Raw genomic sequence first — 25,733 nt, 5'->3', positions numbered from 1 at the left:
TTCAGTTGCCAATTTAACAAGGGCTACATCAGAACCCTCAAGCTTTCCCAAAGGGGATTGAAGTATATTATATAGAAAGTATGGGACTCAAAGAGGAGTTAGTTAAAGTTGGACCTTACACCTACGAACTAAAAGAAAACACCATTCAAGGGCAAAGGGTGCCTGTGTATTTTTACCTGAGCGATAGGCTCTTTGAAATCTTAGAGGAGGATGCTATAAGGCAGGCGGCGAATGCCGCAACTTTGCCGGGAGTAAAGAAAGCTATATATGTTATGCCTGACGTTCATGTGGGCTATGGCTTTCCTGTGGGTGGTGTGATGGCAACGGATCCAGAAGAAGGAGGGATAATAAGCCCAGGGTCTGTGGGTTATGACATAAACTGCGGGGTAAGGCTTATAGCTACCAACCTCACGGCAGATAGGGTGTATCCCGAAAGAAAAAAGCTTATGGAAGAGATCCTAAAGGCAGTGCCCGCAGGGGTTGGTTCTACGGGAAAGATAAAGCTTACAAAGTCCCAAATGGAAGAGGTGGCTATAAAAGGAGCCAAGTGGGCTGTTGAGCAAGGTTTTGGCTTTAAAGAAGACCTTGAGCATATAGAAAGCTTTGGAGCTCTTCCGAATGCAGACCCGTCAAAAGTTTCAAAAGAAGCTTACGAAAGGGGTTCAGACGAGCTTGGCACGGTTGGCTCTGGCAATCACTTTGTAGAAGTTCAAACCATAGACGAGATTTATGATGAGGAAGTTGCAGAACAGCTTGGGCTTAGCCTTGGTCAAGTGTGCATTATGGTTCATTCTGGTTCAAGGGGTTTTGGCCATCAGGTGTGTGTAGATTACCTAAAGACGGCAAAGGATGCGCTGAAGAAATACGATATAGACATTCCGGACATGCAACTGGCGTGCATGCCCTTTAATTCTCCGGAAGGGCAGGCCTACTTTAAGGCTATGAACAGTGCAGCAAACTATGCCTTTGCAAACAGGCAGATCCTTGGGTTTTTAACAGCGGATACGATAAGGAGGTTTTTTGGACTATCTTGGGCTGAGTTGGGCTACAGGCTAATATACGATTTGGCCCACAACATAGCAAAAATAGAGGAGCATAGAATAGATGGAAAGGCCCAAAAAATATTGGTTCACAGAAAGGGTGCCACCAGAGCCTTTCCACCTTTAAACCCTGAAGTGCCTCCCGCCTACAGGAAAGTGGGTCAGCCAGTTATAATACCGGGGGACGTGGGAAGGTATTCTTTCCTTTTGGTTGGACAAAGCAAAAGCATGGACGTTAGCTTTGGGACCGCATGCCACGGTGCAGGTAGATTAATGTCCAGAACTAAAGCCAAGGAATTTGTAAAAAAAGAGGGATTGGAGAAGATTCTTGGAGACCTTGTAGTGGTAGCAAGGGGCAAAGGCACTGTTGCGGAAGAGATCCCTCAAGCTTACAAAGACGTATCGGAAGTAGTAAAGGTGGTGGATGCTTTAGGAATAGCAAAGCTTGTGCTAAGGCTCAGACCTTTAGGAACTCTAAAAGGCTAACATGCGAACCGTAGATGTATCTACAAAACCCATAACCCTTAGGTTTGCCAAGGCTTATGGCAAGATCTCCCTTAAAGAAGATACTGTGCAAAGGATCCTAAGTAGGCAAATTCCGAAAGGGGATGTGCTGTCTGCGTGCAGGTTAGCCGGCATAATGGCAAGCAAGAAAACTGCAGAACTCCTACCCTTCTGCCATCCCATTCCCTTAGAACACGTTGAAGTGGAAGTAAAAGTTGGGAAAAATTACTTGGAAATTTTTTCTACAGTCCTTGGAACGTCTAAAACGGGCTACGAAATGGAAGCTTTAACGGCGGTGTCTGTAGCTCTGCTAACGGTCTATGATATGTGTAAGGGCTTAGACAGTAGTATGTTTATCCAAGAGATAAAACTTTTGGAAAAATCGGGTGGAAAGTCCCAGTGGGGGAAGTCTTTGGAAGGTAAAAGAGTTTTTATAAGGACAGACGAACGCTTTAAAAAACTGATTGAGGAATACCTGAAAAACCTGCACGCTCAAGTTGCTCAAGACGGGAATTTTGACCTGCTTATAAGCACAGAAAAAGAGGAGTTTGAAGAGTATTTGGGTATAAGCTCAGTTATAAACAATCACCTTTTCTGTGTACTGCCAACAGAGTTAAAGAGCGGCGTAGTGGTGGGCAAAAGGGGTAATATAATAGTGGTTCAACTTGAACCTTCAGAGAAGCTAATAAAGGCTTTTTTTGAAAGCTTTGGAGAATGGTTAGGTAATCTTTAAATAGGCGCAGGCGGACTTGAACCGCCGACCTCTGGCGTGTCGGGCCAGCGCTCTGCCAGCTGAGCTATGCGCCTTTAGATTTAAAATTATAATCCAAAATGACCAAACCCGTGCTTATTCTCAGTAAAACCCACCAACTAAAAAAGCTCTTAAGAAATGCAAAACTTCACACTGTTTGCGAAGAGTCAAGATGTCCAAACATATCCGAATGCTTTAGTTCAGGAACTGCCACCTTTATGATTTTGGGAGATACTTGCACCAGAGGGTGTAGCTTTTGCAACCTCAAAAGGGGCAAAAGCCTTCCCGTAGATGAAGAGGAACCTTACAGGCTTTTGGAAACGGTTAAGCTTTTAAACCTAAAATACGTGGTCATTACTTCTCCTACAAGGGATGACCTAAAAGATGGTGGCGCTTCACACTTTGCCAAGTGCATAAGACTTTTGAAGGAAAACATAGAAGGCATTAAAGTTGAAGTGCTTATTCCAGACTTTGGAGGCTCTTACGATTCGCTAAAAGTTGTTTTGGATGCAAAACCGGACGTGTTAAATCACAACGTGGAAACCGTGCCAAGACTGTATGCCCAAGTAAGAAAAGGTGCGGATTACAAAAGGAGTTTAGAGATCCTCAAAAGTGCCAAAGAACTTAAAAGCGACATACACACCAAATCTGCGCTAATACTGGGCTTTGGTGAAAGAGAAGATGAAATAATCAAGGTTATGCAAGACCTGCGGAGCGTGGATTGTGATATTCTGACGATTGGACAGTATTACCAACCCTCTGTAAAGCATCATCCAGTGGTAAAGTATTACACTCCAGAAGAGTTTGAAAAACTAAAAGAGATTGCTTTAAGTTTAGGTTTTAAGTATGTGGTTAGTGGTCCAAACGTAAGAAGCTCTTACAAAGCTTACCACGTGGTATATAATTATTCATTATGATATTGATCAGGGATAACTTAGAAATTGACTACGTGTATTACGCTGAGTTGGAAATGTTGATGAATTATGGAGTGGGTTATCCAAATTTAATAATTACCCTTAGGGAAAGGATCCATCGGGAAGGTTTGGAGGAAAGCCCTTACGTGATAAAGGCAGATAGAAAGCTTTTCCAAAACGTGCACAGGTTTATAGAACTTATGGAGTCAAGCGACGAACCATTAGAAGATGACCAAAGCCAGCCCATAGAAAAGTGGTGGTGGCATCTGCACAAAGTAGCCAAAGGCAAGTATCCCAGCCTTAAGCTAAAGGAATACCTAAGAGAAATTTACAGAAAGAGGAGAAAACACTGGAAAGAGAAAAGCAAAGAAAACCACCTTTTGCTTGAAAGCTTAAAGGAAAAACCAAAGTATCTTTTACCATTATGGAAGAGCTGAGCAAACTAAGGAGAGAGATAGACCTTATAGACAAGGAAATCATAAAGCTTCTCAACAAAAGGGCTGAGGTAGCAAAGGCTATAGGGGAAATAAAGAAACAGCTAAAGCTGGAAATTTACTCTCCTGAGAGGGAGAGGGAAGTTATAGAAAAGGCTATAAAAATCAACAGGGAAGTTTATGGTGAGGTGTTCCCTTCGGAAGCCATAAGACACGTCTTTAGGGAAATAATGTCTGCCTGTCTCTCTTTAGAAAAGGAGCTAAAGGTTGCCTACCTTGGTCCAAAGGCTACCTTTACCCATCAGGCTTCCTTAGAGCACTTTGGTTTATCCGCATACTACATACCAGTTCCTACCATAAGGGATGTATTTTTGGAAGTTGAAACAGGAAGGGCAGACTACGGAGTGGTGCCTGTAGAAAACACCACAGAGGGGGTTGTAAATTATACCTTGGACATGTTCTTAGAGTTTGACGTGAGAATTGTGGGGGAGGTGGTAATACCCATAAAGCTCCATCTTCTTTCCAATGCATCAAGCTTGGAAGAAATAAGGGAAGTCTATTCCCACAGGCAAGCGTTAGCTCAGTGTAGAAACTGGTTGGAGAAAAACCTCAGTCATGCCAAGCTTTTTGAAACTGACAGCACTGCCAAGGCTTGCGAGATAGTTTTAGAAAAAGAAGGAGCAGCAGCCATTGCCAGTGAAGTGGCAGCTTACACCTACCACCTTAACATACTGGCGGAGAACATCCAGGATAACTTAAACAACTACACTCGTTTTTTGGTGCTTGGTAAAAGAGACGTTAAAAGAACAGGAAAAGATAAAACAAGTTTGATATTTGCGGTCAAAGATGAAGCAGGCGCACTATACAAAGCTTTGGAGAGCTTTTATAAATACGGAGTAAACCTAACAAAGATTGAATCAAGGCCATCGAAGAAAAAGGCTTGGGATTACGTGTTTTTTGTAGATTTAGAAGGGCACGCAGAGGATGAAAACGTAAAACTGGCTATGGAAAGTCTAAAGGAAAGGACCCAAATGGTAAAGGTTTTAGGTTCCTACCCCAGGGCTATTACCGAAGAGGGCTAATTCCCTTAAAAGCTTTCTTTTGTGTTCCTCTCCGATGAATGGTTCTAGGTAAATGTCTCCAAGTCTTAGACCCACTGGCAATCCTTTTTTTAAAAACTCTAAAGTAAGGTAAGTTAATTTTGAAATCCTCTCTTCTAAGTTTCCTTCTACGTTGTCTAAACTAAGGATAACAGGAGGGCTCTCTTCCGCAACAAAATCCTTTACAAGCAATTTATCGAGCTTTGCAGACAGCTTCCAGTGTATGAGTTTCATAGGCTCCCCGCCATACTCTTTAACACTCTGAAGTTGGTCATAACCTGACTTTTTGCTTATTTTCAATAACTCTCCTTTGTATATACCCTCTACCGTAGGCTTTTCCTGTGCTACCATTGGCTTTGGGAAAACCACTAACCTTAATGGAATTTCTTCATAGGAATATCTTTCAAAGAGGCCTACAGGAAAAGAAGAGGAGATTTTTAAGGTTATCTTATCATAAAAACCTCTTTTTGGAAATTTTAGAGTCAGACTTTCCTCTTGCTCCTTTTTCACCAATGTAAAGAATGCAAAGGAAGCTTTGTTCTGAACTTGCTCAACTTTTATAGCAAAAGATGGAACCCTTTTCTTGTTCTTCACAATTATTCTAAAACTTTCTGCTTTTTCTGCATACACTTCCTTCGGCGGTATTATCTCAATCTCCAAACCTTTGAGATTATACAAAGAAAGAAGACCGGAAAGGAGCATAAAGGATAATAAAAAAGACACCACTAAGTAAAGAAGATTGTTAGAAGTATTTACCGCCGATACACCCAAAAATATGCTTATACCTATGAAAAATACACCAGCTCTATTGACCTTTACCTTGTATTTCACTGGTAGCCTTTGTAATGTAAGATAGCATCTCTATAGGTAAGGGCACAAGCACCGTGTTGCCAGGTTTAGTTACTGTGTTCTGTATAGTTTCTAAGTATCTGAGCTGTAACGCCAATGGTTCTGAAGCTAAGATTTTTGCGGCGTCCGCCAGTTTCTGCGCTGCTTGGTATTCCGCCTCTGCGCTGATTATCTTTGCCCTTCTTTCCCTTTCTGCCTCAGCCTGCCTTGCCATGGCTTTTCTTAGCTCTTCCGGAAGGTCTATCTTCTTTAGCTCCACAGCTACCACTTTTACACCCCACGGGTCAGTCTGTCTGTCTATTATCTCCTGAAGCTGAATGTTTAGCTTTTCCCTCTCTGCCAAAAGCTCGTCCAACTCTACCGAACCGCACACGCTTCTAAGAGTGGTCTGAGCTATCTGAGAAGTAGCATACAGGTAGTTTTCTACTTCCACTATTGCTTTGACAGGATCCACCACCCTAAAATACACCACCGCATCCACACTAACGGAGACGTTGTCCTTTGTGATAATGTCTTGTGTGGGCACGTCTAAAGTGACCGTCCTTAAATCCACCTTTACCATCCTGTCTATGATGGGGATGAGTATGAACAGACCAGGACCTTTTGCTCCTATCACCCTCCCCAACCTGAAGATGACAGCCCTCTGATATTCAGGAACTATCTTTAAAGCTGCGGCTAAGAACACAACAACCAAAATAGCTATAACTATCAGTGGAGAAAAACCCATAACTATACCTCCCAAGATTTTTAATATATCTACCTCAAAAACAGATAGCAAAACTACCGCAAAGAAAAGTAAGAAAGGAAGTAAGTCAAGGATACCTTTCATAATTAAACCTCCGTGCCCCCTAAAATTAAGGACCTTATCCTTAAGGTTGGCTGGGCGTCAGACACTGGCACTCCCTGTCCGTCTTTACCACACGTGCCTATACTCCAACCAAGATCCCAACCTACCGCATCCACGTCCTGCAATACCTTTGGACCATTGCCTATGAGAGTGGCAGACCTGATAGGATAGGTTATTTGACCATTTTCTATCATATAGCCCTCCATTATTTCAAAGACAAAGTCTCCAGTTACTGTATTGACTTCTCCTCCTCCCATTTTAACAACAAACACTCCTTTTTTAGTATCTCTTATTATATCCTCTGGATTGTCCTTACCGCTGGCTATGAAAGTGTTGGTCATCCTAACCATTGGAATGTGAGCATAACTTTGCCTTCTTCCGTTTCCGGTGGATTGTTTTCCCTCTTTCATGGCAGACAGCCTATCGTACATATAGCCCACTAAATAACCATTCTCTATAAGCACTGTCCTTTGGGAAGGGACACCTTCGTCATCTACCACAAAGTAGCCGTTTTTACCCTGAAGGGACCCATCATCTATTACAGTTATGAGCTCGCTGGCAACCTTTTGTCCCAATTTACCCTTATAGACAGAAAGCCCTTTTTGGACCAAGTCCGCCTCAAACCCGTGTCCAACTGCTTCGTGTATCATAGTCCCTCCAGCTTCTCCAGAAAGGACCACCGTAAATTGTCCTGCAGGTGCTGGTTTTGCAGAAAGCATGAGCAGAGCTCGCTTTGCAGCCTTTTCCGCCACAAGCTCAGGAGGACTTTCCTCAAAGATCTCAAAGCCCTTAGCCCCACCCAAAGATTCGTAACCCCTCTGCAAGTTTATACCGTCGCTTGCCACCACTTCTGTGAAGAACACTACTCTCTTTTGCAGATCTTCCGCACTTTCCCCCAAAGAGTTTATCACCATAATATCCCTTGTTTTGTCCATGAGAACCACCAAAACCTGTTTTATTTTGTCCCCATAACTTCTGGCTTTTGCATTTGCCCTATGAAGTATTTCTGCCCTGTAATTTAAGTCCTTTTCTTCTGGGTCTATTATTACCTCAGTCCATCCTACAATGCGCTTTTTTCCAATTGCTACTGGACCATGACCGCTACCCTTAGCCAAAGTCCTCGCTATCTCAAGAAGGTTTTCGTAGGTTATATCGGTGATGTATCCATAATAGGTTTTTCCATCCTTTATTAGCCTTATGCCCACACCTTCATCAATTCCCCACTGAACTTTGTCTATTTTGTTGTCTTCCAACTGCATCCTGCTTGTGATGGATTTTTCGTAAAAGATCTCTCCGTATTCTCCTCCGTTGCAAAGCAGGTTGGAAAGTATGTATCCAGCCTTTTCTTTTATTAAATCTTTTGCATTCATGACCACAACCTCCCAAAGGTTTCAAGTAGCATGTTTGGCTCTGGATTTATATCATCGGGAGCGGTTATACCTTTTTTGAACCTCTCTAAACCTGCATAAGCTATCATGACTGCATTGTCAGTAGATAGCTTAGGATGGGGTATGTAAAGCTCTATGCCGAGTTTGTCCGCAAGCATGCTAAACCTCTGGCGAAGCCCACTGTTAGCAGATACCCCACCAACTACGATCAACCTTTTTATCCTAGTTAGTTCAATGGCTTTCAGTGTTTTAGCTTCCAACACGTCCAAAACCGCATTTTGAAACGAAGAAGCCAAATCTTCTTTTGAATACTCACAAGATTCTACAATGCGTCTTACTGCAGTCTTTAACCCACTAAAAGACATATTAAGCGTTGGCTCTTCTATCATAGGTCTGGGTAAATTGTAAGATGGTTTTCCTTCCTTTGCCAGCCTATCCAGTATGGGACCTCCGGGATAGCCAAACCCCATAAGCCTTGCGGTTTTATCATAGCTTTCTCCTACTGCGTCGTCTAAGGTTCCACCCAAAAACGTATATTTTCCAAAGCCTTCAACTAAGTATAGGTCCGTATGACCTCCAGAAACAATTAAAGCCAAAAAGGGATAAGAAATAGGTTTTTCTACAAAGACAGAATATATGTGTCCTTCTAAGTGATGCACGGGCACTAAGGGTTTCCTTAAGGCATAGGCAACGGATTTGGCAAAGGATGCACCAACCACTAAGGAAAGTATAAGACCGGGAGTTAAAGTAAAGGAAACGAAGTCAATCTTACTTAGGTCAAAATTTGTCTTTTTAAGAAGAAGATCAAGAAGGGGTAAAAGATTTTTGGTGTGCTCCCTTGCGGAAAGCTCGGGAACCACCCCGCCAAACTCTTGGTGAATTTTAGTCTGAGAAAGAAGCACATCCCCTATTAGTCCATGCTCCTGAGAATATAAAGCTAAAGCGGTTTCGTCGCAGGAGGTCTCAATGGCTAAGGTTATCATAGATTTGCCACTCTCTTCAGCCTCTGCCCCTTTATTATTTCTAAAGCTTTGCTAAGTTGAGGATCCATTTCTGGTATAACTATCAGGCTATTTTCACCTTGCAATCTCCTTTGCCTTATAGCCTCTTGCAAAGCCTCTTCTTGCTTTTCGCTCATAACAACCTCAACGTCTGGATTTATACCCCTTTTGTGTATGAGCTTGCCAAGGGGAGTGTAATAGTAGGCAACTGTCAGTTTTAAGGCGGAACCATCTTCCATAGGTATTATGTTCTGCACAGAGGCTTTACCGTAAGATTTCTCTCCCAAAATGATGGCTCTTTTGTGATCTTGCAGGGCACCGGCCACAATCTCTGACGCACTGGCAGAACCTTTGTTTATCAACACAACTAAAGGAGTATTATCAGGGATTATCGGCTTTCTTCTGGAAAAGTATCTTTGGGTTTCCCCATTCCTGCTTTTTGTGTAAACTATGAGTTTTCCTTCGGGCAAGAACAGGTCGCAGACATTCACAGCCTCACTCAAAAGTCCTCCCGGGTCGTTCCTCAAGTCAAGAATAAAGCCACTAACTCCCTTGGCAAGCAATTCTTTAACAGCCTTTTCTATTTGTACACTTACATTTTCGTTAAACTGAGAAAGCTTTATGTATCCCACATCCCCTATCTTCGTCCATTTTACGCTTTCTATCTTTATTAAAGCTCTTTCTAACTCTATCTTTATAGGTTTGTCCATACCCTTTCTGTATATAGAAAGCTCCACTTTTGTCCCTACTTTACCCCTGATCCTCTGCACCACGTCCATGAGGCTCATGTTTGATGTATCTTCCCCGTTTATTTCAATTATCACATCACCTGACCTAATTCCCGCTCTGTGGGCAGGCGTTCCTTCTATGGGAGATATAACTATGGGTCTTCCTTTTTCCATGCCTATTTCTATACCTATTCCCCCAAATTCACCTTCTGTTTCTTGCTTGAAGCTTTCGTACTGCTTAGGATCGAAAAAGCTGGAGAATGGATCCAGAGCTTTTGTCATACCGTTTAGAGCCCCGTAGATAAGGTCTTTTGTGCTAACTGGCTCTACGTAATTATCCTTTACTATCTTTAGAGCATCGGTGAAAATTCTTAAATACTTGTATTCGTCCTCTGTCTGCCTGCCTTGAGAAGCAAAACCCAATATAAAGCCCAAACTAAAAGTTATTATTACTATTCCAATACTTCCTAATCTATTCAACTTCCTCATGATGATAAGTATAATATAATGCACAGTGGGTTGTTTAGATAGGTATGCTTTTACCTTTACAAACTCACTCATTAAACTTAGTTTTTCTACCTTCTGTCTATTTTATTAGTGTTTTTGCTATGAAGTATACCGGCAACTAATTCCATTTCTATTCCCTCCTTATTTTCTAATTATAATCCTGTTCAGTCTTCAGTCATTTAGGGCTAACTTATTTATAATACTGTTTTAAAAAATTTAGGAGGCAATTTAATGGAAAGAGTTTATTATTGGTCTGGTAAAGCGGTCATACCCCAAGAGGGTCAGTTTATAAGACTTAAAGAAGACAAGAACTTGGAGGTCCCAAACAATCCTATCATTCCCTACATAGAGGGAGATGGAATAGGTCCAGAGATTGCTCCGGCGATGATAATGGTTGTAAATAAGGCAGTTGAAAAGGCTTACGGTGGTTCAAGGGCTATATATTGGGTGGAACTTTTAGCTGGAGACAAGGCAGAGGAAAAAACAGGTCAAAGAATGCCCCAAGAAACCCTTGAGGTTTTAAAAACCGCCATAGTGTCCATAAAAGGACCATTGGGCACCCCCGTAGGAAAGGGAGGAAAATCTTTAAACGCCATACTAAGGCAGTCTATGGATTTTTATTCCGCCATAAGACCGGTTTATTGGCTTGGACAGCCTTCACCCATACCAAACCCAGAGAGGGTAAATGTAGCTGTCTTTAGGGAAAACTCCGATGATGTTTATATGTCCATAGAATTCATGCCAAGGGATGAGAAAACTCAGAAGGTGAGGAAGTTTTTCATAGAAGAGATGGGAGTTTCCGAGTATGCGCTGCCAGAAGACTGTGGAATAACCGTAAAGCCCATGAGCGAGTGGAAGACCAAAAGGCACGTAAGAAAAGCCCTAAGGTATGCACTGCAGAACAACAAAAGAGTGGTGGCGGTTGTAGGAAAAGGAAACATCATGAAGGCAACAGAAGGTGCCTTTATGAACTGGGCCTTTGAGGTGGCAAAGGAGCCAGAGTTTGAAGGAAAGATTATAACAGAAGGAGAACCAAAGGAAGGGCAAGTGCTTATGGTAAAGGTGATCACAGACCAGATGCTCATGCAGTTGGTTTTAAAGCCAGAAGCTTACGATGTGATAATCACCCAAAATCTGAATGGTGATTACATATCTGACCTGGCTTCCGCCTTGGTAGGAGGACCCGGTTTTGTGCCAAGCGGAAACATAGGAGACGGTTATGCGTTGTTTGAAAGCACCCACGGAACTGCATACGACATAGCAGGAAAGGGTATAGCCAATCCACTTTCTTTGACACTTTCGGGAGCTATGATGCTTGAATACATAGGTTGGAAAGAAGCATCTGAACTTATATACACCGCAGTGAAGGAAACTATAAAGGATAGGTTAGGAACACCAGACATAGCCAATGGCTTTAAGAAGATGGGCATAGATGCTAAAGCCCTATCTACAGAAGAATTTGCAAAGGCTATAGCGGAAAGGATATGAAGGTTGGTTATGTTGCAATAGTTGGCAAGCCGAACGTGGGTAAATCTACTCTTTTAAACAATCTAATAGGAACAAAGTTATCCATAGTCTCTCCAAAGCCAGGTACCACAAGGATAAGGGTCCTTGGCGTTAAGAATATACCCGATAAAGCCCAGATAATATTCTTAGACACGCCCGGCATATACAAACCAAGGGATGCCTTAGGTGAAGCTATGGTGGGAATAGCCGGAGCTTCTCTGCAGGATGCGGATTTGATACTTTTTATCATAGACGCAGAGGACGGTTGGAAGGAAGACGATCAAACAGTTTTTGAAACCTACATAAAACCCTATTCGAAGGAAAAGCCCATCCTTTTGGTGATAAACAAGGTAGACAGGATCGGCCCGCTGGAAAATTTGCTGCCTTTTGTGGAAGAAATTTCCAAAAAGTATCCAGAGTTTAAAGAGATAATTCCCATAAGTGCCCTAAAAGGCTTTAACATAGACAGACTATTAAAGGTCATAGTTGATTACTTACCAGAAGGAGAGCCCCTTTTTCCTGAAGAGATGACCACAGACATTCCTTTTAGACTTTTGGTAGCAGAGATTATAAGGGAAAAAGTTTTGCTAAAGGTTCATCAAGAAATACCACAAGGAGTGGCTGTGGTGGTAAATGAGGTCTCAGATGGAAGGCACGATCCACGGGTTTTGGTTATAAAGGCGGACATAATAGTTGATAGGGACAACTACAAGCCTATAATTATAGGTAAGGACGGTCAGAGGTTGAAGAGTATAGGTAAGATGGCAAGGGAAGAATTGGAGGTTATAACTGGCAGAAAGGTTTATTTGGAATTATTTGTCAGAGTGAAGCCCGATTGGAGGAAGAGACCAGAACTTGTAAAGAGCTTTGGATATAGGATAGAATGAGCATTGATAAGATTGAGCAGTTGATAAGGGAATGAGAGTTTTACTCTGCACTTCCCGAAGTTTTGAAGCTGCTATGCATTGAAACGTCAGCCAACAGATGCAACTTCTGGCGGATAGAATAGTGTTAAATTCTCCGGACACACCTTTGAAGGAAGAAGAATTAGTTGGTAAATTTCTCAACCCTAAAGCTTAAAATGTATAAACTATGAGGTTTGTTTTGGCTTTCTTTATTTTGATAAGCTTGAGTTTTTCCAAGGAATCTCTGGTAGCCACCACCTACCCAATTTACTATCCTTTGGCATATATGGCTGGAGATATTTACAACGTCCGTATCTTGATATCTACGAAGGCAGATGTTCATCACTATGAGTTAAGACCAACTGATCGTAAGATCTTAAAAGATGCGAAAGCTGTGTTTACTCTTGGATTGGAAAGTTGGGAAAAAAAACTGCCCGTAGAGAAAAACAAACTCTATCTTTTACATCAAAACATAGACTTTATGATTATAGGCAAACACAAAGACCCCCATCTGTGGGTGTCCCCTAGGTCCTACCAAAAGCTTGTGGATAATATCTTCAAAGCACTGATGAATATGGACCCAAACAACAGAGAGCTTTATCAAAAAAGGTATGAGGAATTTTCTAAAAGACTTAAAGAGCTGGACAATGAATTTAGCAAAAGGCTTTCTACCTGCAAGAGCAGATGGCTTGTTTCCACGCACCATTCTTTAAACTACCTTGCCAAGGACTACGATCTTAAAGCGGTAGGCATCAAAGGGATCCATGCGGAAGAAGAACCCAAACCTTCCGAAATACTCAATCTCATCAAACTGATGAAAAAAGAATCTATAAAGGCAATCTTTGTAGAAGAGGGCTACAGCGATAAAGTGGCAAGAAAACTTTCCCAGGAGACTGGAGCGAAAATATACAGGATAAACACCTCCTTATATCTCACTAACCAAAATGATGACTACTTCTCTATAATGGATAGAAACCTACGGTCTTTGGCAGAGGGTTTAGATTGCAAGAGGTAATAAGGGTAGAGAAACTAAGGTTTAGATACAAAAAGGAAGAGCCTCTTATAGAAGACCTTAGCTTTTCTGTTTACAAAGGGGAATTTTTTTGTGTAGTTGGTCCCAATGGTTCTGGTAAAACTACCCTTCTTAAGCTTCTCTTGGGCTTTCTAAAGCCTCATCAGGGAAGGATTTACATCTTTGGAGAAGACCTCAAAAGCTTTAATCGTTGGGAGAAGGTAGGTTATGTGCCTCAGAGGTTTAGCGTGGAGAGGTTCTGGACTGGAACGGTGGAGGAGCTTTTTAGAAAAGTAGCAAAGAAGGAAAAGGTTGGTTGGATAATAGCCTTTTTGCACCTTGAGGGCCTGTTAAAGAAGCAGTTTGTTAAGCTTTCTGGCGGAGAACAGCAGAAAGTGCTTTTGGCTTTGGCTCTTACCAAAAACCCAGACCTTCTGATTTTGGATGAGCCTCTAACAGGTTTGGACATACACGCCCAAGAGCATATAGAGAGTACCCTTAGAGAGATTGCCAAAGATAGGACGGTTGTGGTGGTATCCCATGACATTGGGTTTGTTTTGCGAAACGCCACGCGGATGCTCTGCCTTGGTATGCAGGAGTGTAAAATAACTTACCCTGAGCAGTTTACCAAGCTTATAAGGGAGCTTTATGGACTTCATTGAAAACCTTTTACTTGTCTATCAAGGCGTCTTAGCGGGTATCTTTATAGCCCTGTCCTGCTCTGTATTAGGTGTGTATCTTCTTATGAGAAGACTCTCTATGCTCGGAGCTGGTATATCCCATTCGGCCTTTGGCGGTATAGCGTTGTCTTTTCTATTCGGAGTAGAACCCACTATCTTTACTCTGATTTACACCGCTTTCGTGTCTTTTTTCATTCAATTCTTGATGGAGAGGAAAAATCTGCCCTCAGACACTATTTTGTCCCTCTTCTTTTCCTTTGGCACAGCCCTCGCGGTAATAATCCTGTCCTTAAGCGGTAGTTTGGGTCAGGAGATATACTCTTACCTTTTTGGAAGTATCCTAACAGTTTCAGAAATGGAGTTATACCTAAGCTTTGCAATCTTTGTTCTGTCTTTGCTTATCTTTAAACTAAAGTACGATGACCTATTTTTGGTTCTATTTAATGAGGAGATAGCAAGGTTAAGGGGTATAAACACCAGCTTTTTGAACTATATGTTCGTATTGCTAGCGGGTATAAACATCGTCCTTTCAATAAAGGTAGCTGGGCTTTTACTCTCTGCATCTTTTGTAGCTCTTCCTTCTATGACCGCACTGCTGATAGCGAACTCCTTCTTTCAAACTTTTTTGCTTTCCGCTTTATTTGCAGTTTTGTCCGTAACCTTAGGCATTTTTCTTTCTTTGTTATACAACATACCCCCCAGTGGGTCCATAGTCCTGCTTATGGTTCTTCTTTTCCTGTTATCCTTTGCTATCTATACCGTAAAGGCACGCAAAGGGCTTTAAGGACACGCTAATTTGATTAGCGTATTGGGAAAGGGGCTTTTTGTAGAGTGGGTGAATCAGGGCAGGAGCTATTTCTAAGAGAGGTATTAAAACAAAATCCCTTTCTAAGATGTAAGGATGGGGAATTTTCAAAAAGCTAAGCATTATTATGTGGTCTTCGTAAAGCAGGATGTCTATGTCTATTTCCCGAGGTCCCCATCTTCCTCGATCTCTCCTTCCGATGAGCATTTCCGATTCTTTTACTCGGTATAGCAAATCTACGGGCCTTAGGTTTGTTTCTACCATTATCACGCTGTTTAAAAAGCTTGGTTGGTCTTTAACACCCCAAGGTGCGCTCTCATATACCGTGGAAGATTTGAGAATTTTTGCGTAGTTTTTTATGTGGTCCAGAGCTTTTAAAATGTAGCCCATCCTGTCTTCCACGTTGCTCCCCAATCCAAGAAAGCACAAAGCCAAGCTACAATTCCTCCTCCTGAGAATATATTATTCTTTTATGGTTAGGTGGATACTCTATCTTTTGGTAGGCTTTCTTATAATAGACCACCTTTGGATTCACTACGGAGGACCTTTTATAGAGAAAATGAGGGGTGAATATAGAGAAGGACTAAAGAAAGCTAGTTCTGATTGGCAAGTAGTACAGACACAACAGGCATACAAACAGAGTATATTGGATAAAATCTGGGAAAGAATTAAAAACTTAGCTAAAAAGGATGAAGGAGGTAAGAAGAATGAGTGAATTTGTTTTCTCTTCTATTGAAGAAGTTCTTGAAGACATAAGGCAAGGAAAGATGGTTATAGTGGTGGATGATCCAGACAGGGAGAACGAAGGGGATTTGGTTATGGCTGCAGAAAAGGTCACCCCAGAGGCCATAAACTTTATGGCAAAGTATGGAAGGGGGCTTATATGCCTTAGTCTTACTCCAGAAAGGTGTGAGGAGCTTGACCTATACCCTATGGCGGTTAGAAACACAGACCCTAAGGGAACCTACTTTTGCGTTTCTATAGACGCCCATCCAAAGTATGGAACTACCACCGGCATATCTGCCTTTGACAGAGCTATCACCATAAAGTTGGCGGTCAGTCCGGATGCAAAACCCTCTGACTTTATAAGACCAGGGCACGTTTTTCCTCTGAAGGCTAAACCCGGGGGGGTTTTGGAAAGGGCTGGGCATACAGAAGCTTCTGTAGATTTGGCAAGGCTGGCTGGACTTTACCCAGCGGGTGTAATATGTGAGATATTGAAAGAAGATGGAACTATGGCAAGGCTTCCCGATCTTGTGGAATTTGCCAAGCGGTTTAACCTCAAGATAATAACCATAGCAGACCTTATAAGATACAGACTTAAAAAAGAAAGACTTGTGGTAAGAGAAGCAACTGCAAACTTGCCTACCCGCTATGGATTCTTTAAGATCCACGCTTACAGGCATGTTCTTACCGGTGAAGAACAGGTAGCTCTTACTATGGGTGAGTGGAAAGAGGATGAACCTGTGCTTGTGAGAGTTCATTCTGAGTGCTTGACAGGAGACGTGTTTAAGTCTCTCAGATGTGACTGTAGAGATCAGCTTGAAGCAGCGCTGATGCAAATAGCAGAGGAAGGAAAGGGAGTTCTCGTGTATATAATGGGACACGAAGGCAGAGGCATTGGGATAGTAAATAAGATAAAGGCTTACGATCTGCAGGATAAGGGATATGATACGGTGGAAGCTAACGAAAAGCTTGGATACTCGGCGGACCTAAGAGATTACGGCGTAGGCGTGCAGATCCTTTTGGATCTTGGAGTTAGAAAGATGAGATTGCTAACCAACAATCCAAGAAAAATAGTAGCGCTGGAAGGTTATGGTTTAGAGGTAGTAGAAAGGGTCCCACTTAAGGTGCAAGCTTGCGAATACAACGAAAAATATCTAAACACTAAAAAACACAAGCTAGGACATATACTCTAAAGGATGTTTGTAGATCTGGCAAAGATCTATGTTAAAGCGGGGGATGGAGGAAACGGTGCGATAGCCTTTTTGAGGGAAAAGTACAGACCTTTTGGTGGTCCAGCGGGTGGGGACGGTGGTAAAGGTGGAGATGTAATTCTTGTAGCTACTTCTCGTAAGCATACTCTTTTGGACTTTGAATACAGGACCAAATTTAAAGCTCAGAACGGAGAGCATGGAAAAGGCAAAAATCAAGCTGGAAGGGACGGAGAGGACCTAATCATAGAGGTGCCCGTAGGAACTGTGGTAAAGGACGCCCAAACGGGGGAGGTCATCTGCGATCTGGTGGAGGATGGCCAAAGGTGTGTGGTAGCAAAGGGAGGAAAAGGTGGAAGGGGAAACGCAAGGTTCGCCTCACCAACTAACCAAGCACCAAAGTATGCGGAGAAAGGTCAAAAGGGCGAAGAAAGATGGCTGATCTTAGAGCTAAAGCTCATTGCGGACGTGGGACTTATTGGACTTCCCAACGCAGGAAAATCAACCCTTATATCAAAGCTGACTAAAGCTAAGCCGAAAATAGCGGACTATCCCTTTACCACTCTATCACCCGTGCTTGGAGTTCTGGAACTGAGCGAAGAGCACAGGCTTGTTTTGGCAGACATTCCAGGACTGATAGAAGGGGCAAGTCAAGGAAAGGGCTTAGGCCTTGACTTTTTAAGACACATAGAAAGAACAAAGCTTTTGTTGCACCTTTTGGACGTATCCGACGGAAGAGAAAAGGACCCTATTGAAGCGTTTCATACAGTAAATAAGGAGCTTGAACAGTACAGTCCAAGGCTTTTGGAAAAAGAGCATATAGTGGTTGCTACAAAGATTGACGCGCTGTCTGACAGGAGTTTTTTAGATTATCTGGAAAATTACTTCAAAGAAAGGGGATATGAATTTTGTAGCATATCAGCTATAACGGGCGAAGGCTTGGAAAACTTAAGAAAGCTTCTATTTGAAAGGTTTTTTCAACGCACTATGGTTTAAACTATAATTTATGTTCATCTACGAAAAGACCAACCAAGAGGTCTTGCTCATTCACCTTCATGGCTTTGCGTCCAGCGTCAAAAGTTCTAAGGTTTCAATCATAAGGGACTTTGCCATAACCACTGGCAAGTTTTCCTTCTTTGCTATGGATATGGACTATCAGAGCACCACCACCAGCAGAGTTTTGGAAGTGCTGGACGCCTTAGTTAAAGGTTTTTGTAAAAAATTTAAAAAACTCATACTTTCGGGAAGTTCTCATGGTGGATACGTAAGCTTGAATTATCTGAGATTCTATAGCCCTGAGTGTATAGAAAGAGTTCTTCTATTTGCTCCGTCTTACAGTAGTCTAAAACTTACCTTAGAAGAGGTAGAATACAAGGACGTGCAGGATTGGCTTGAGGGAAAGAGAGAGCTGAGCTTTGTGGAATGCGAAACCGGGCTTGAGATAACTATGCACAGGGAATTTGCGGTGGATATTCTGCAAAGGGGATACGAAATATTAGAAGAAGACAGAATAAACTTTCCGAAAACTCCGCCAGTGGATATCTACATTGCCCATGGAACAAAGGACGAAGTAGTTCCTGTAGAACACTCAAGAAAATTTGTTTCTAACGTGAAGGTAAAGCTCTACAAGGAGGTAGAAGACGACCATAGACTTACAAACACTTTTAAAAACCTGCTGGAGGAGTTTATTCTATGACAAACAGGGAGCTTTTTGAAAAGGCAAAAGAGCTGATGCCCGGGGGTGTAAGCTCTCCAGTTAGAGCCTTTAAGGCGGTTGGCGGAGAGCCCATAATAGTGAGCCACGCTCAAGGCTGTAGGTTGTGGGATGTAGAAGGAAAAGAATACATAGACTTTCTTATGTCCTGGGGACCGCTGATCTTAGGACACTGCCATCCCAAAGTCGTAAGAGCCCTTCAAGAGCAACTCCAAAAGGGACTATCTTACGGTATAACAAACGCTCACGAGATAACTCTATCCCAGATGATAGTATCCGCCATGCCTTCGGTGGAGATGGTAAGGTTTGTCTCTTCTGGCACAGAAGCCACAATGTCCGCCATAAGGCTGGCAAGAGGTTATACAGGAAGAAAATACGTGGTTAAGTTTGAAGGTTGTTATCATGGACACTACGATGGACTTTTAGTCAGCGCTGGTTCAGGAGTTGCTACTTTGGGAATCCCAGGAACTCCAGGTGTTCCAGAAGAAATAGCCAGTCTTACCATCGTTTTGCCCTACAACAACATACAAGCCCTGAAAGAAACTTTCGAAAAATACGGAGAAGACATAGCCTGTGTGATAGTGGAACCTATAGCAGGTAATATGGGCACTGTGCTACCAAAGGATGGATTCCTTCAAGCTTTGAGGGAGCTAACTAAAAAATACTCAGCTTTACTAATATTTGACGAGGTGATGACCAACTTCAGAGTTTCAAAAGGTGGAGCCCAGGAGCTATACTCCATAGATCCAGACATTACGTGTATGGGTAAGGTTATAGGCGGTGGTATGCCTCTTGGGGCTTACGGTGGAAAGAAAGAGATAATGAAAAAGGTTGCACCCGAGGGACCGATCTACCAAGCTGGCACCCTTTCTGGAAACCCGATGGCCATGGTCTCTGGCATTGCCACTCTTTCTGAGCTCTTTGAAACAAACCCCTATCCTTACTTAGAACAGATTAGCCAGCAACTTTGCGATGGCATAAGTCAGCTCCTTTCAAACAAGGGAATAGCCCATAGGATAAACAGGGTGGGTTCAATGTTTACTGTATTCTTCACAGAAAAAGAAGTCTTTGACTATTCTACAGCAAAAACTTCAAACCTTGAGCTTTTTGGCAAGTTCTTTAGAGCTCTGCTGAAGGAAGGGGTGCTCATACCGCCTTCTCAGTTTGAGGCTTGGTTTTTGAGCACAGCCCACACCAAAGAAGACATAGACGAAGCGCTAAATAGAATTGATAGGGCAGTTAAATCAATCTAAAAATATGTTAAAAAGGCACCCCGCAAGGGGTACAAAGACGGCGCATGAGGTGCGACCACCAAGTATCAGGTGTAGTTTCTTATGATCCAGATGATTCCAACTCCGATGAAAACTATAGCCCAGAGAATAACCACAAACACTGACAGAGTCCCTAGGTTATGCTCTGCTTCAGAAGCTTGATAGACTTTTCCTTGGGAAGTTCTTCCTGCTCTGTAGGCCATCCACCATGCATAAGCATAAAGAATAAGCCCAGTAAGTGTAGTGCCAAGGAATAACATTGGCGAGAGCCATTCCACGTTGAGCTTGTAGTCATAGATGGAATAACCAAACTGAGCGGTTGATGCAACTCTTAGATATTCTCTGTATATAGCCACTCCGAGAGTTCCTATTACTCCACCAAGTAAAGAAGGAACAGCCATCTTAATGGGATCTTTTTGGGCAAGCAAGATGATACCCGCACACACAAGAAGAGTTACTATGCTCAAAAGGGCTAAGGGGTTTGATATGCCCGCTTTCCAACTGGAGGGTGTAGAAAGGATGTAGAGTATGTGGGAGATTATCCACGGAACGCCGAAGACCAGGGCAGATTTAGCACCCACTTTGGAAGCCCATTCAAGATAACTCCTATTCATATCTTCCCTATCTTTGAAATACCATCCGTAGAGCATCAAGAAAACACCAGTAACCGCTCCAGCGGGAAATACAAGGAGAGACAGATATCTAAAGAGATTAAAGGCATATATACCAAATCCATCGTGTCTCATTGTGCTACCACCACCTGTATACCACTCAACCCACTTTTCCGGATAAAGAGACTGGTAATTGAATACGTGGATTAGAAAGCCAACAAACAGAAGGAAAACGACACCACCTATGGAAAACAGCATAGAAGCTTTTGAGTTGTTCTTTGTAAAGTATGCCCCCCATATTAGGTAATAACCTATCAGCAAGAACACGATAAAGAGCATATACCAGCTTCCAGAAAGGTTTGCAGAAGAATACCAAAGTGGGTCGTAGATTACCTGATAAAAAAGAAGAGGTGCAACACCTAAAACTATTGCCAAGGATACGCTAACTTTGGACAGCTCAAGGGTAGCCTTTGCAAGCCTTTGCCAGTTTTCATCAGATCTGGTAAAGCCGTAAATGGTAAAGTATAGACCTCCCACAGAGGTCCAGACAAAAAGTATGTGTAGAGCCCAAGTAAGCACCTGAAGGACTTGAAAAACCACAGGGTAAAAGGGAGCTCCCGCCGGATCTACCATAGCCTTCAGCATCGCTCCCACGTTTTCAGAGGCAAAAGCTTTCCCAAAACCAAGGAGGAGAGAGAAAACACTCAAAAGTATCCAACGAGTTAAGTTCTGCATCCTTTCATAGGTTTCTATCATGGCTATACCTCCTTATTTATTTACATTTGCACCCACGCTAACCGCGGGCACTTCTATCTTGGCAGAGACCTTACCACCCTTGGCTATCATATCTGCAATGTAAGCAGACAGAGCCCTCAGTTCTTCGTCCTTTCCTACAAAGTAAGGCATGTAAGGGGGATGGTTTTGCGGTGTTAGGTAGTTAGCTAAGAAGTTATAAACCGCTTCCTTATCGGTCATACCTTCAAATTTTTTCCCAAAGGGTCTGAGCCCTGTGGAACCGGTAACGTTGTGGCATCCAGAACACTGAAGTATTGCCACCGCCTTTCCTGCCATAACCTCATTCTCCGGTGTAATCTTCCTAAGACCTTCTGGAACAAAAGGATTGACAGCTAAAAAGCCCTTTTCGTTTATGGTTTTTATCCAAGAAGTTATACCTTTTGCAGGCACATCCTTTTCTATTATTTGATTAACCCACACAAACTCTCCAGCTACGTATGGCTTCCTTATAGTTTCCCTTATCTTCTCTTCAGGAAAGACACCTATCGCAAAAATTAGCACATACAAAGGCAACACTACATATGGTTTTACGGCGTTCTGATTTATTGCGGTAATGACAAAATGGGCTAAGATTGCAAGGATTATGAGAAGTATAGCTCCGTAATACCACAAGGGAACAATTCCACTCAGCATTTTTAATGCCCTTTCTGGAAGCGTAGAGTAATACCATCCAAACATAGTCATGCCAAAGACAATACCGCCTATGCCCCAATAGGACATTGTTTTTACTATGTCTTTATAGACCTTTTCCTCTATCTTTCCTTTCATCAGGCTTGCAATGATAAGACCAAGGGTGCCAGCCAAAGCAAACATAAATCCACTTCTCATCAGAAGGTGAGGGAAGTAATTCTTGTTGTAAAAGGCATCCAGTATGGAGCCTGTGGTAAACCACTTTTCGTGTCCAGGAGACAGCATAAAAGAAAGAATACCTACTATGATATACATCGTTGCCCAAGAACCTATGGCAAAGGTCCAAACAAGACGAAGCCAGCTTCTTTCGTCAATCTTTCCGAGGGTATAAAACAGAATATAAACGAGGGTAACTTCTGCGATGAACCATATCCACTCCGCAGCCCAAACCCAAACAAAGTTGTGAATCAAAGCAGATATCCCCTTTGGGTTTGCTACCGTAGCGGAGAACCATATACCAGGACCAGTTATAGATCCGGATACATAGGAGAACACCAACAATCCCAGCAGGTACTTCTTGATGTAATCGTAGATTTGAGGCTGTCGCTCCTTGTAAGCTTTGGTAGCCAAGTAGGCAAGCAGGATAGATCCGCCCACAGATGTGTGGGACGCAAGCACGTGAATGCTTGCTATCAGGCCTATTACCAGCGCACTGCCTATCACCGGCACATACCACATAGGATAAAAACCAAGCACCTCAGGCATGGCTCAGCACCTCCTTGTGTTAATTTAACGATAATTTAAATTTTATACAAAAACCGCACAGTGTCAAGTGGTAAAGATTTTTCAAAAGAAGCCCTATCAATCTAAGGCTTGGTAGATATAGTAGTTATTTAACACCTGCTTTACGTAATTCCTGGTTTCTGCTATGGGAATAGTTTCTATGAATACGTAGGGGTCTTTGTGCTGAATAAAACTTTTTACTCTGTTTGGTCCTGCGTTGTAGCTGGCTACAGCTCTTATCAAATCCCCATTCCAAAGGTCAAGCATCTCCCGCAAGTAGGCTGTGCCCATCAGTATATTCTCCTTTGGACTAAATACTTGATTAGGTATTCTGTACTTTAAAGAAACTTCCCTTGCGGTAAAGTCCATTAACTGCATAAGTCCCTTAGCGTTACTAGGAGAAATGGCTTCTGGGTCAAAGAGGCTTTCCTGTCGCATCACAGCCCATATGAGGTTTTTATCAATGTTGAATTTCTGAGATGCTTCCTCAACAAATTCTTTGTAGGGCTTTGGATATGCTACCAGACTGTATATTTCAGAGTTTGTACCAAACTTTCTAACAGCCAACCTAATGGCTAGAAAGTTGTCAAAATGTTGAATAGCCAGTATGTCCGATGGGGTTATCCTGTCTATTTTTTTGAAAGCTTCTAAGCGAGCATAGTATGGAAAGCCTGCTTGAAATATACTCCTTATAGTTCTTGCTGTTGATGTATCCTCCGCATCTACCAAAAAGACCTTCATAAACTTACTTACCACAGGCTCTCCCAATAGGACCTTTGACACGGTGGAGTAAAAGCCTGACCCTTTGGATGCCCGCAGCAGATGATAACTTGCTTTTGAAAAATCCTCTATTTCTTTGTAGCTTTTAAAAAGCCAAAAGTGGCTTTCCGAGGTTTCCATTTGGTTTGATGCCAACCTCAAAGCATTCTCAAAAGCCTCTATAGCATTTTTGTAATCACTAAGTACGAAGTAAGTTAAGCCCATCTGAAAGAACTTCTGGTATGAGTTTTCCATCATACCAAACCACTGCAAAGCTTCTTGGAAGTTGCCTTTGTAAAGGGACATCCTTCCTGCGTAAAAGAGGGCTTGATTGTATTCGAGGCTTCTTTCCAGTAGCCTTAGAGTTTCCATAAACTCGTCCTTAGATAGATTAAAGGTGATCTTTGCCCGAATTAAAAGAGCATCATCTATATAACAATCCTTTAATACACTCATAGCTTCACTATACATCCTCAATTTTTCATAGGTCTTGCCCAGCAGGTGACAGGCTTGTGGTATGAAAGATAAAACCTCTAATGCGTGTTTGTATTGTTTTCTCTTTATTAATTCTTCACCTACCTTGATCCTTTCTTCTTCTGTAAGCTCTACATCCTTCAGGTAATCCACAAAGAGATGGGGAAGGTTTAGCACTGCCGTTTTTTTGTCAAGGCCTAACTCCCTCCAAAGCTTTAAGTATCTGCTTAGGTAGTCAAGCTTTAAAGCCTTCGGATTTATGCTTTTTATAAGCTCGACAGACCTTTCCTTGTTTCCCATTTGATAGTATTTTTCTGCCATCAGAAGCTTTAGGTCGTGTATAAAAACTGCATCAGGATAGTTTCTTAAAATCTGCTCTCCCGCATATAGATCATCCTGGTTTTTGAACCTGAGCAATAGAACATATTCTTCAGGAAGCTGGGCATAGGAAAGATTAACGAGAATTAACAGTAAGGTAAATACTAAGCGATCCACGAGATTAGGATGTAAATAATCGTGGCTAATAAAAGGTTTATCGCTACTAGGCTTGGAATGGCAGATAGTCTATTCTTTCTGTATAAGAAAAAGTAGATATAAGCAAAGTTCAAAACCATTATGGCAAAAAGGAACAACTTTAGATGAAATAGAAAGTTTGTGGAGAAGTCCCTTCTGTAACCGTGCCAAAGGCCCATGCCAGTTAGAAAAAGAACGAGTATGGACAACCATACTGCTAAAAAGAACCTTCCATAAACATTCTTTACAAAATCAGACTTCTGACTTTCTGAGATTCTCTTTAAAGAAGGCCTAAGGAAGAATAGGGTATAAATCATTCCACCAACCCAAAGGGTAGCAAAGAAAAGGTGTAGAAAAAGCAAGCTTTTTATCATAGCTCTACGTTCAGTTTTTTAACTTTGACTTTTCCTTCAGCTAACTCTTCTATAGCATAGAAGGTTTTCTTGATTAATTCTTTTTTTATTTTATCCCTAACAAATATGTCCTCTCCTTCTTGGAGGAGTTGTTCCACACGCTTTGCAGCAGCATGCACCAATTCGTATCTACTGCTTACTTGCTTTAAAGCCTTTTCTATGTTAGGTCTTTTACTCATGCCTTTACCTCCAGTGGCATTCTCTACGAAGATAATCTATTATTTTATCATCCTTCACGCACCTTTCCAGGTCTTTAAGAAAGTTCTTAGTTGAGTATCTAGCTGATAGTATTATATTCTTCAGTGCTTGTACTGTTTCGTCCAAAAATTCATTAACCACTATGTAGTCAAAGTGTTTGGCACACGAAATCTCCCACTGCGCGGTTTTTATACGCTCTTCCAGGTTTGAATCTTTGTATCCCCTCGTTAAAAGCCTTCTGGTCAGCTCTTCCATAGATGGTGGGAGAAGAAAAACGAGCACGCTTTCTGGGTAGTTCTTTTTTATAGTCTTAGCCCCCTGCACATCAATAACAAGTATGGAATCAAACCCTTCTTTTTCGTTTTTTAATACCTGGTCCTTTGGTGTTCCGTAGTAGTTGCCATAAACCTTTGCATACTCTAAAAACTTTCCTTCTTTAATACCCCTTTCAAACTCCTCCACGCTTAGAAATATGTAATCCACACCTTCCACCTCTCCTTCCCTCTTTTGCCTTGTGGTTGCAGTCACTACCCGCCTCACGCTATCAACTTCTTTTAGGAGTATATTTACAACTGTTGTTTTTCCCGTCCCAGATGGAGCTGAGAAAACAAAAAGCATAGGAAAATTATAAAGCACTTCTCTTGTGCTCTATTTTGTCTTAGAATTA

The 25,733-nt window shown here is 42.1% G+C and carries 27 protein-coding genes and 1 tRNA gene; 15 read left to right on the top strand and 13 right to left on the bottom strand.

What is annotated here, in order from left to right; all coding sequences use genetic code 11:
- Nucleotides 1–80 precede the first annotated feature (80 nt).
- Both V7P40_RS06100 and moaC read left to right on the top strand, forming a co-directional pair.
- Nucleotides 81–1,526, top strand: a complete 1,446-nt coding sequence (locus V7P40_RS06100; protein WP_333785091.1) for an RtcB family protein — start codon at nt 81–83, stop codon at nt 1,524–1,526.
- Between the two features lies 1 nt (nt 1,527).
- The gene (gene moaC, locus V7P40_RS06095) at nt 1,528–2,277 is read left to right on the top strand and encodes a cyclic pyranopterin monophosphate synthase MoaC (RefSeq protein ID WP_333785090.1); all 750 of its coding nucleotides are present in this window, start codon (nt 1,528–1,530) and stop codon (nt 2,275–2,277) included.
- A 1-nt stretch (nt 2,278) separates the two neighbouring features.
- Here the strand turns inward: moaC and V7P40_RS06090 are convergent.
- A tRNA-Val gene (locus V7P40_RS06090) sits at nt 2,279–2,351 on the bottom strand.
- Nucleotides 2,352–2,375: 24 nt separating this feature from the next.
- Between V7P40_RS06090 and lipA the strand changes: the two genes are divergently transcribed.
- From lipA to pheA, 3 genes are read left to right on the top strand one after another with little or no spacing between them, the layout of a single operon-like run.
- Nucleotides 2,376–3,212 carry a lipoyl synthase gene (gene lipA, locus V7P40_RS06085; RefSeq protein WP_333785089.1) on the top strand — a complete coding sequence of 279 codons (837 nt, stop codon included), beginning with the start codon at nt 2,376–2,378 and terminating at the stop codon, nt 3,210–3,212.
- Nucleotides 3,209–3,646 (top strand): hypothetical protein, encoded by a 438-nt coding sequence (locus V7P40_RS06080; protein ID WP_333785088.1) that lies wholly within the window; start codon nt 3,209–3,211, stop codon nt 3,644–3,646. Before lipA ends, V7P40_RS06080 begins: the two co-directional genes overlap by 4 nt.
- Complete coding sequence (pheA, locus tag V7P40_RS06075) at nt 3,634–4,725, top strand: prephenate dehydratase (RefSeq protein ID WP_333785087.1); 1,092 nt, start codon at nt 3,634–3,636, stop codon at nt 4,723–4,725. Before V7P40_RS06080 ends, pheA begins: the two co-directional genes overlap by 13 nt.
- On the opposite strand, the gene V7P40_RS06070 is transcribed toward pheA, so the two are convergent.
- Genes V7P40_RS06070 through V7P40_RS06050 form a run of 5 tightly spaced genes read right to left on the bottom strand, consistent with a single transcriptional unit; the run spans nt 4,687 to nt 10,117 of the window.
- Nucleotides 4,687–5,574 (bottom strand): DUF58 domain-containing protein, encoded by an 888-nt coding sequence (locus tag V7P40_RS06070; RefSeq protein ID WP_333785086.1) that lies wholly within the window; start codon nt 5,572–5,574, stop codon nt 4,687–4,689. The two genes, pheA and V7P40_RS06070, sit on opposite strands and share 39 nt — an antisense overlap.
- Nucleotides 5,549–6,421, bottom strand: coding sequence for a slipin family protein (locus tag V7P40_RS06065; protein ID WP_333785085.1), 873 nt, complete (start codon nt 6,419–6,421; stop codon nt 5,549–5,551). Before V7P40_RS06065 ends, V7P40_RS06070 begins: the two co-directional genes overlap by 26 nt.
- A gap of 2 nt (nt 6,422–6,423) precedes the next feature.
- Nucleotides 6,424–7,809, bottom strand: coding sequence for a TldD/PmbA family protein (locus V7P40_RS06060; protein WP_333785084.1), 1,386 nt, complete (start codon nt 7,807–7,809; stop codon nt 6,424–6,426).
- Nucleotides 7,806–8,810, bottom strand: a complete 1,005-nt coding sequence (gene tsaD / locus V7P40_RS06055) for a tRNA (adenosine(37)-N6)-threonylcarbamoyltransferase complex transferase subunit TsaD (RefSeq protein WP_333785083.1) — start codon at nt 8,808–8,810, stop codon at nt 7,806–7,808. Before tsaD ends, V7P40_RS06060 begins: the two co-directional genes overlap by 4 nt.
- Entirely contained in the window at nt 8,807–10,117 is a 1,311-nt protein-coding gene (locus tag V7P40_RS06050) for a S41 family peptidase (RefSeq protein WP_333785082.1), read from the bottom strand. Before V7P40_RS06050 ends, tsaD begins: the two co-directional genes overlap by 4 nt.
- Nucleotides 10,118–10,294: 177 nt before the next feature.
- Here V7P40_RS06050 and V7P40_RS06045 point away from each other — a divergent pair, with 177 nt between their 5' ends.
- From V7P40_RS06045 to V7P40_RS06025, 5 genes are all read left to right on the top strand, one after another.
- Nucleotides 10,295–11,551: an NADP-dependent isocitrate dehydrogenase gene (locus tag V7P40_RS06045; protein ID WP_333785081.1), complete on the top strand. Its 1,257-nt coding sequence runs from the start codon at nt 10,295–10,297 to the stop codon at nt 11,549–11,551.
- Nucleotides 11,548–12,456 carry a GTPase Era gene (era, locus tag V7P40_RS06040; protein WP_333785080.1) on the top strand — a complete coding sequence of 303 codons (909 nt, stop codon included), beginning with the start codon at nt 11,548–11,550 and terminating at the stop codon, nt 12,454–12,456. The genes V7P40_RS06045 and era overlap by 4 nt, the downstream gene beginning before the upstream one ends.
- Before the next feature lie 205 nt (nt 12,457–12,661).
- Nucleotides 12,662–13,489, top strand: coding sequence for a metal ABC transporter substrate-binding protein (locus V7P40_RS06035; RefSeq protein WP_333785079.1), 828 nt, complete (start codon nt 12,662–12,664; stop codon nt 13,487–13,489).
- On the top strand, nt 13,477–14,148 hold the full coding sequence (locus V7P40_RS06030; RefSeq protein WP_333785078.1) for an ATP-binding cassette domain-containing protein: 672 nt from the start codon (nt 13,477–13,479) through the stop codon (nt 14,146–14,148). Before V7P40_RS06035 ends, V7P40_RS06030 begins: the two co-directional genes overlap by 13 nt.
- Entirely contained in the window at nt 14,135–14,950 is an 816-nt protein-coding gene (locus V7P40_RS06025; RefSeq protein ID WP_333785077.1) for a metal ABC transporter permease, read from the top strand. The genes V7P40_RS06030 and V7P40_RS06025 overlap by 14 nt, the downstream gene beginning before the upstream one ends.
- Here the strand turns inward: V7P40_RS06025 and folK are convergent.
- Nucleotides 14,906–15,406, bottom strand: a complete 501-nt coding sequence (gene folK / locus V7P40_RS06020; protein ID WP_333785076.1) for a 2-amino-4-hydroxy-6-hydroxymethyldihydropteridine diphosphokinase — start codon at nt 15,404–15,406, stop codon at nt 14,906–14,908. The genes V7P40_RS06025 and folK overlap by 45 nt on opposite strands.
- Nucleotides 15,407–15,443: 37 nt before the next feature.
- Between folK and V7P40_RS06015 the strand changes: the two genes are divergently transcribed.
- From V7P40_RS06015 to hemL, 5 genes are read left to right on the top strand one after another with little or no spacing between them, the layout of a single operon-like run.
- Nucleotides 15,444–15,686 carry a hypothetical protein gene (locus V7P40_RS06015; RefSeq protein WP_333785075.1) on the top strand — a complete coding sequence of 81 codons (243 nt, stop codon included), beginning with the start codon at nt 15,444–15,446 and terminating at the stop codon, nt 15,684–15,686.
- Nucleotides 15,679–16,890, top strand: a complete 1,212-nt coding sequence (locus tag V7P40_RS06010) for a bifunctional 3,4-dihydroxy-2-butanone-4-phosphate synthase/GTP cyclohydrolase II (RefSeq protein WP_333785074.1) — start codon at nt 15,679–15,681, stop codon at nt 16,888–16,890. The genes V7P40_RS06015 and V7P40_RS06010 overlap by 8 nt, the downstream gene beginning before the upstream one ends.
- Nucleotides 16,891–16,893: 3 nt before the next feature.
- Nucleotides 16,894–17,901, top strand: a complete 1,008-nt coding sequence (gene obgE / locus V7P40_RS06005; RefSeq protein WP_333785073.1) for a GTPase ObgE — start codon at nt 16,894–16,896, stop codon at nt 17,899–17,901.
- 10 nt (nt 17,902–17,911) lie between these two features.
- Nucleotides 17,912–18,601, top strand: a complete 690-nt coding sequence (locus tag V7P40_RS06000; protein WP_333785072.1) for an alpha/beta hydrolase — start codon at nt 17,912–17,914, stop codon at nt 18,599–18,601.
- A complete protein-coding gene (gene hemL, locus V7P40_RS05995; protein WP_333785071.1) occupies nt 18,598–19,872 on the top strand; it encodes a glutamate-1-semialdehyde 2,1-aminomutase in 1,275 nt (424 codons plus the stop codon). The genes V7P40_RS06000 and hemL overlap by 4 nt, the downstream gene beginning before the upstream one ends.
- Before the next feature lie 65 nt (nt 19,873–19,937).
- Here hemL and V7P40_RS05990 read toward each other — a convergent pair whose 3' ends face one another.
- The 6 genes from V7P40_RS05990 to gmk form a co-directional block, all read right to left on the bottom strand.
- Nucleotides 19,938–21,257, bottom strand: a complete 1,320-nt coding sequence (locus tag V7P40_RS05990; RefSeq protein ID WP_333785070.1) for a hypothetical protein — start codon at nt 21,255–21,257, stop codon at nt 19,938–19,940.
- Nucleotides 21,258–21,269: 12 nt separating this feature from the next.
- Nucleotides 21,270–22,691, bottom strand: coding sequence for a cytochrome c (locus tag V7P40_RS05985; RefSeq protein ID WP_333785069.1), 1,422 nt, complete (start codon nt 22,689–22,691; stop codon nt 21,270–21,272).
- Between the two features lie 96 nt (nt 22,692–22,787).
- The gene (locus tag V7P40_RS05980) at nt 22,788–24,437 is read right to left on the bottom strand and encodes a transglycosylase SLT domain-containing protein (RefSeq protein ID WP_333785068.1); all 1,650 of its coding nucleotides are present in this window, start codon (nt 24,435–24,437) and stop codon (nt 22,788–22,790) included.
- Nucleotides 24,425–24,829, bottom strand: coding sequence for a hypothetical protein (locus tag V7P40_RS05975; protein ID WP_333785067.1), 405 nt, complete (start codon nt 24,827–24,829; stop codon nt 24,425–24,427). The genes V7P40_RS05980 and V7P40_RS05975 overlap by 13 nt, the downstream gene beginning before the upstream one ends.
- Complete coding sequence (gene rpoZ / locus V7P40_RS05970; protein ID WP_333785066.1) at nt 24,826–25,047, bottom strand: DNA-directed RNA polymerase subunit omega; 222 nt, start codon at nt 25,045–25,047, stop codon at nt 24,826–24,828. Before rpoZ ends, V7P40_RS05975 begins: the two co-directional genes overlap by 4 nt.
- Before the next feature lie 4 nt (nt 25,048–25,051).
- On the bottom strand, nt 25,052–25,684 hold the full coding sequence (gene gmk, locus V7P40_RS05965; RefSeq protein ID WP_333785065.1) for a guanylate kinase: 633 nt from the start codon (nt 25,682–25,684) through the stop codon (nt 25,052–25,054).
- Between the last annotated feature and the right edge of the window lie 49 nt (nt 25,685–25,733).

It is taken from the genome of Thermocrinis sp. (genome assembly GCF_036781485.1).
In the GTDB taxonomy this organism is placed as follows: Bacteria; Aquificota; Aquificia; order Aquificales; family Aquificaceae; genus Thermocrinis.
This window is presented reverse-complemented; position numbering and strand designations above follow the sequence as displayed.

Coding starts and splice junctions, on each gene's coding strand:
- V7P40_RS06025 (WP_333785077.1), top strand. CDS start 14,135: ATGGACTTCATTGAAAACCTTTTACTTGTCTATCAAGGCGTCTTAGCG.
- V7P40_RS06100 (WP_333785091.1), top strand. CDS start 81: ATGGGACTCAAAGAGGAGTTAGTTAAAGTTGGACCTTACACCTACGAA.
- lipA (WP_333785089.1), top strand. CDS start 2,376: ATGACCAAACCCGTGCTTATTCTCAGTAAAACCCACCAACTAAAAAAG.
- V7P40_RS06050 (WP_333785082.1), bottom strand. CDS start 10,117: ATGAGTGAGTTTGTAAAGGTAAAAGCATACCTATCTAAACAACCCACT.
- V7P40_RS06060 (WP_333785084.1), bottom strand. CDS start 7,809: ATGAATGCAAAAGATTTAATAAAAGAAAAGGCTGGATACATACTTTCC.
- V7P40_RS06000 (WP_333785072.1), top strand. CDS start 17,912: ATGTTCATCTACGAAAAGACCAACCAAGAGGTCTTGCTCATTCACCTT.
- tsaD (WP_333785083.1), bottom strand. CDS start 8,810: ATGATAACCTTAGCCATTGAGACCTCCTGCGACGAAACCGCTTTAGCT.
- V7P40_RS06065 (WP_333785085.1), bottom strand. CDS start 6,421: ATGAAAGGTATCCTTGACTTACTTCCTTTCTTACTTTTCTTTGCGGTA.
- moaC (WP_333785090.1), top strand. CDS start 1,528: ATGCGAACCGTAGATGTATCTACAAAACCCATAACCCTTAGGTTTGCC.
- V7P40_RS06080 (WP_333785088.1), top strand. CDS start 3,209: ATGATATTGATCAGGGATAACTTAGAAATTGACTACGTGTATTACGCT.
- era (WP_333785080.1), top strand. CDS start 11,548: ATGAAGGTTGGTTATGTTGCAATAGTTGGCAAGCCGAACGTGGGTAAA.
- V7P40_RS06015 (WP_333785075.1), top strand. CDS start 15,444: ATGGTTAGGTGGATACTCTATCTTTTGGTAGGCTTTCTTATAATAGAC.
- hemL (WP_333785071.1), top strand. CDS start 18,598: ATGACAAACAGGGAGCTTTTTGAAAAGGCAAAAGAGCTGATGCCCGGG.
- V7P40_RS05990 (WP_333785070.1), bottom strand. CDS start 21,257: ATGATAGAAACCTATGAAAGGATGCAGAACTTAACTCGTTGGATACTT.
- V7P40_RS05985 (WP_333785069.1), bottom strand. CDS start 22,691: ATGCCTGAGGTGCTTGGTTTTTATCCTATGTGGTATGTGCCGGTGATA.
- V7P40_RS06035 (WP_333785079.1), top strand. CDS start 12,662: ATGAGGTTTGTTTTGGCTTTCTTTATTTTGATAAGCTTGAGTTTTTCC.
- pheA (WP_333785087.1), top strand. CDS start 3,634: ATGGAAGAGCTGAGCAAACTAAGGAGAGAGATAGACCTTATAGACAAG.
- V7P40_RS06045 (WP_333785081.1), top strand. CDS start 10,295: ATGGAAAGAGTTTATTATTGGTCTGGTAAAGCGGTCATACCCCAAGAG.
- V7P40_RS06010 (WP_333785074.1), top strand. CDS start 15,679: ATGAGTGAATTTGTTTTCTCTTCTATTGAAGAAGTTCTTGAAGACATA.
- gmk (WP_333785065.1), bottom strand. CDS start 25,684: ATGCTTTTTGTTTTCTCAGCTCCATCTGGGACGGGAAAAACAACAGTT.
- rpoZ (WP_333785066.1), bottom strand. CDS start 25,047: ATGAGTAAAAGACCTAACATAGAAAAGGCTTTAAAGCAAGTAAGCAGT.
- obgE (WP_333785073.1), top strand. CDS start 16,894: ATGTTTGTAGATCTGGCAAAGATCTATGTTAAAGCGGGGGATGGAGGA.
- V7P40_RS05975 (WP_333785067.1), bottom strand. CDS start 24,829: ATGATAAAAAGCTTGCTTTTTCTACACCTTTTCTTTGCTACCCTTTGG.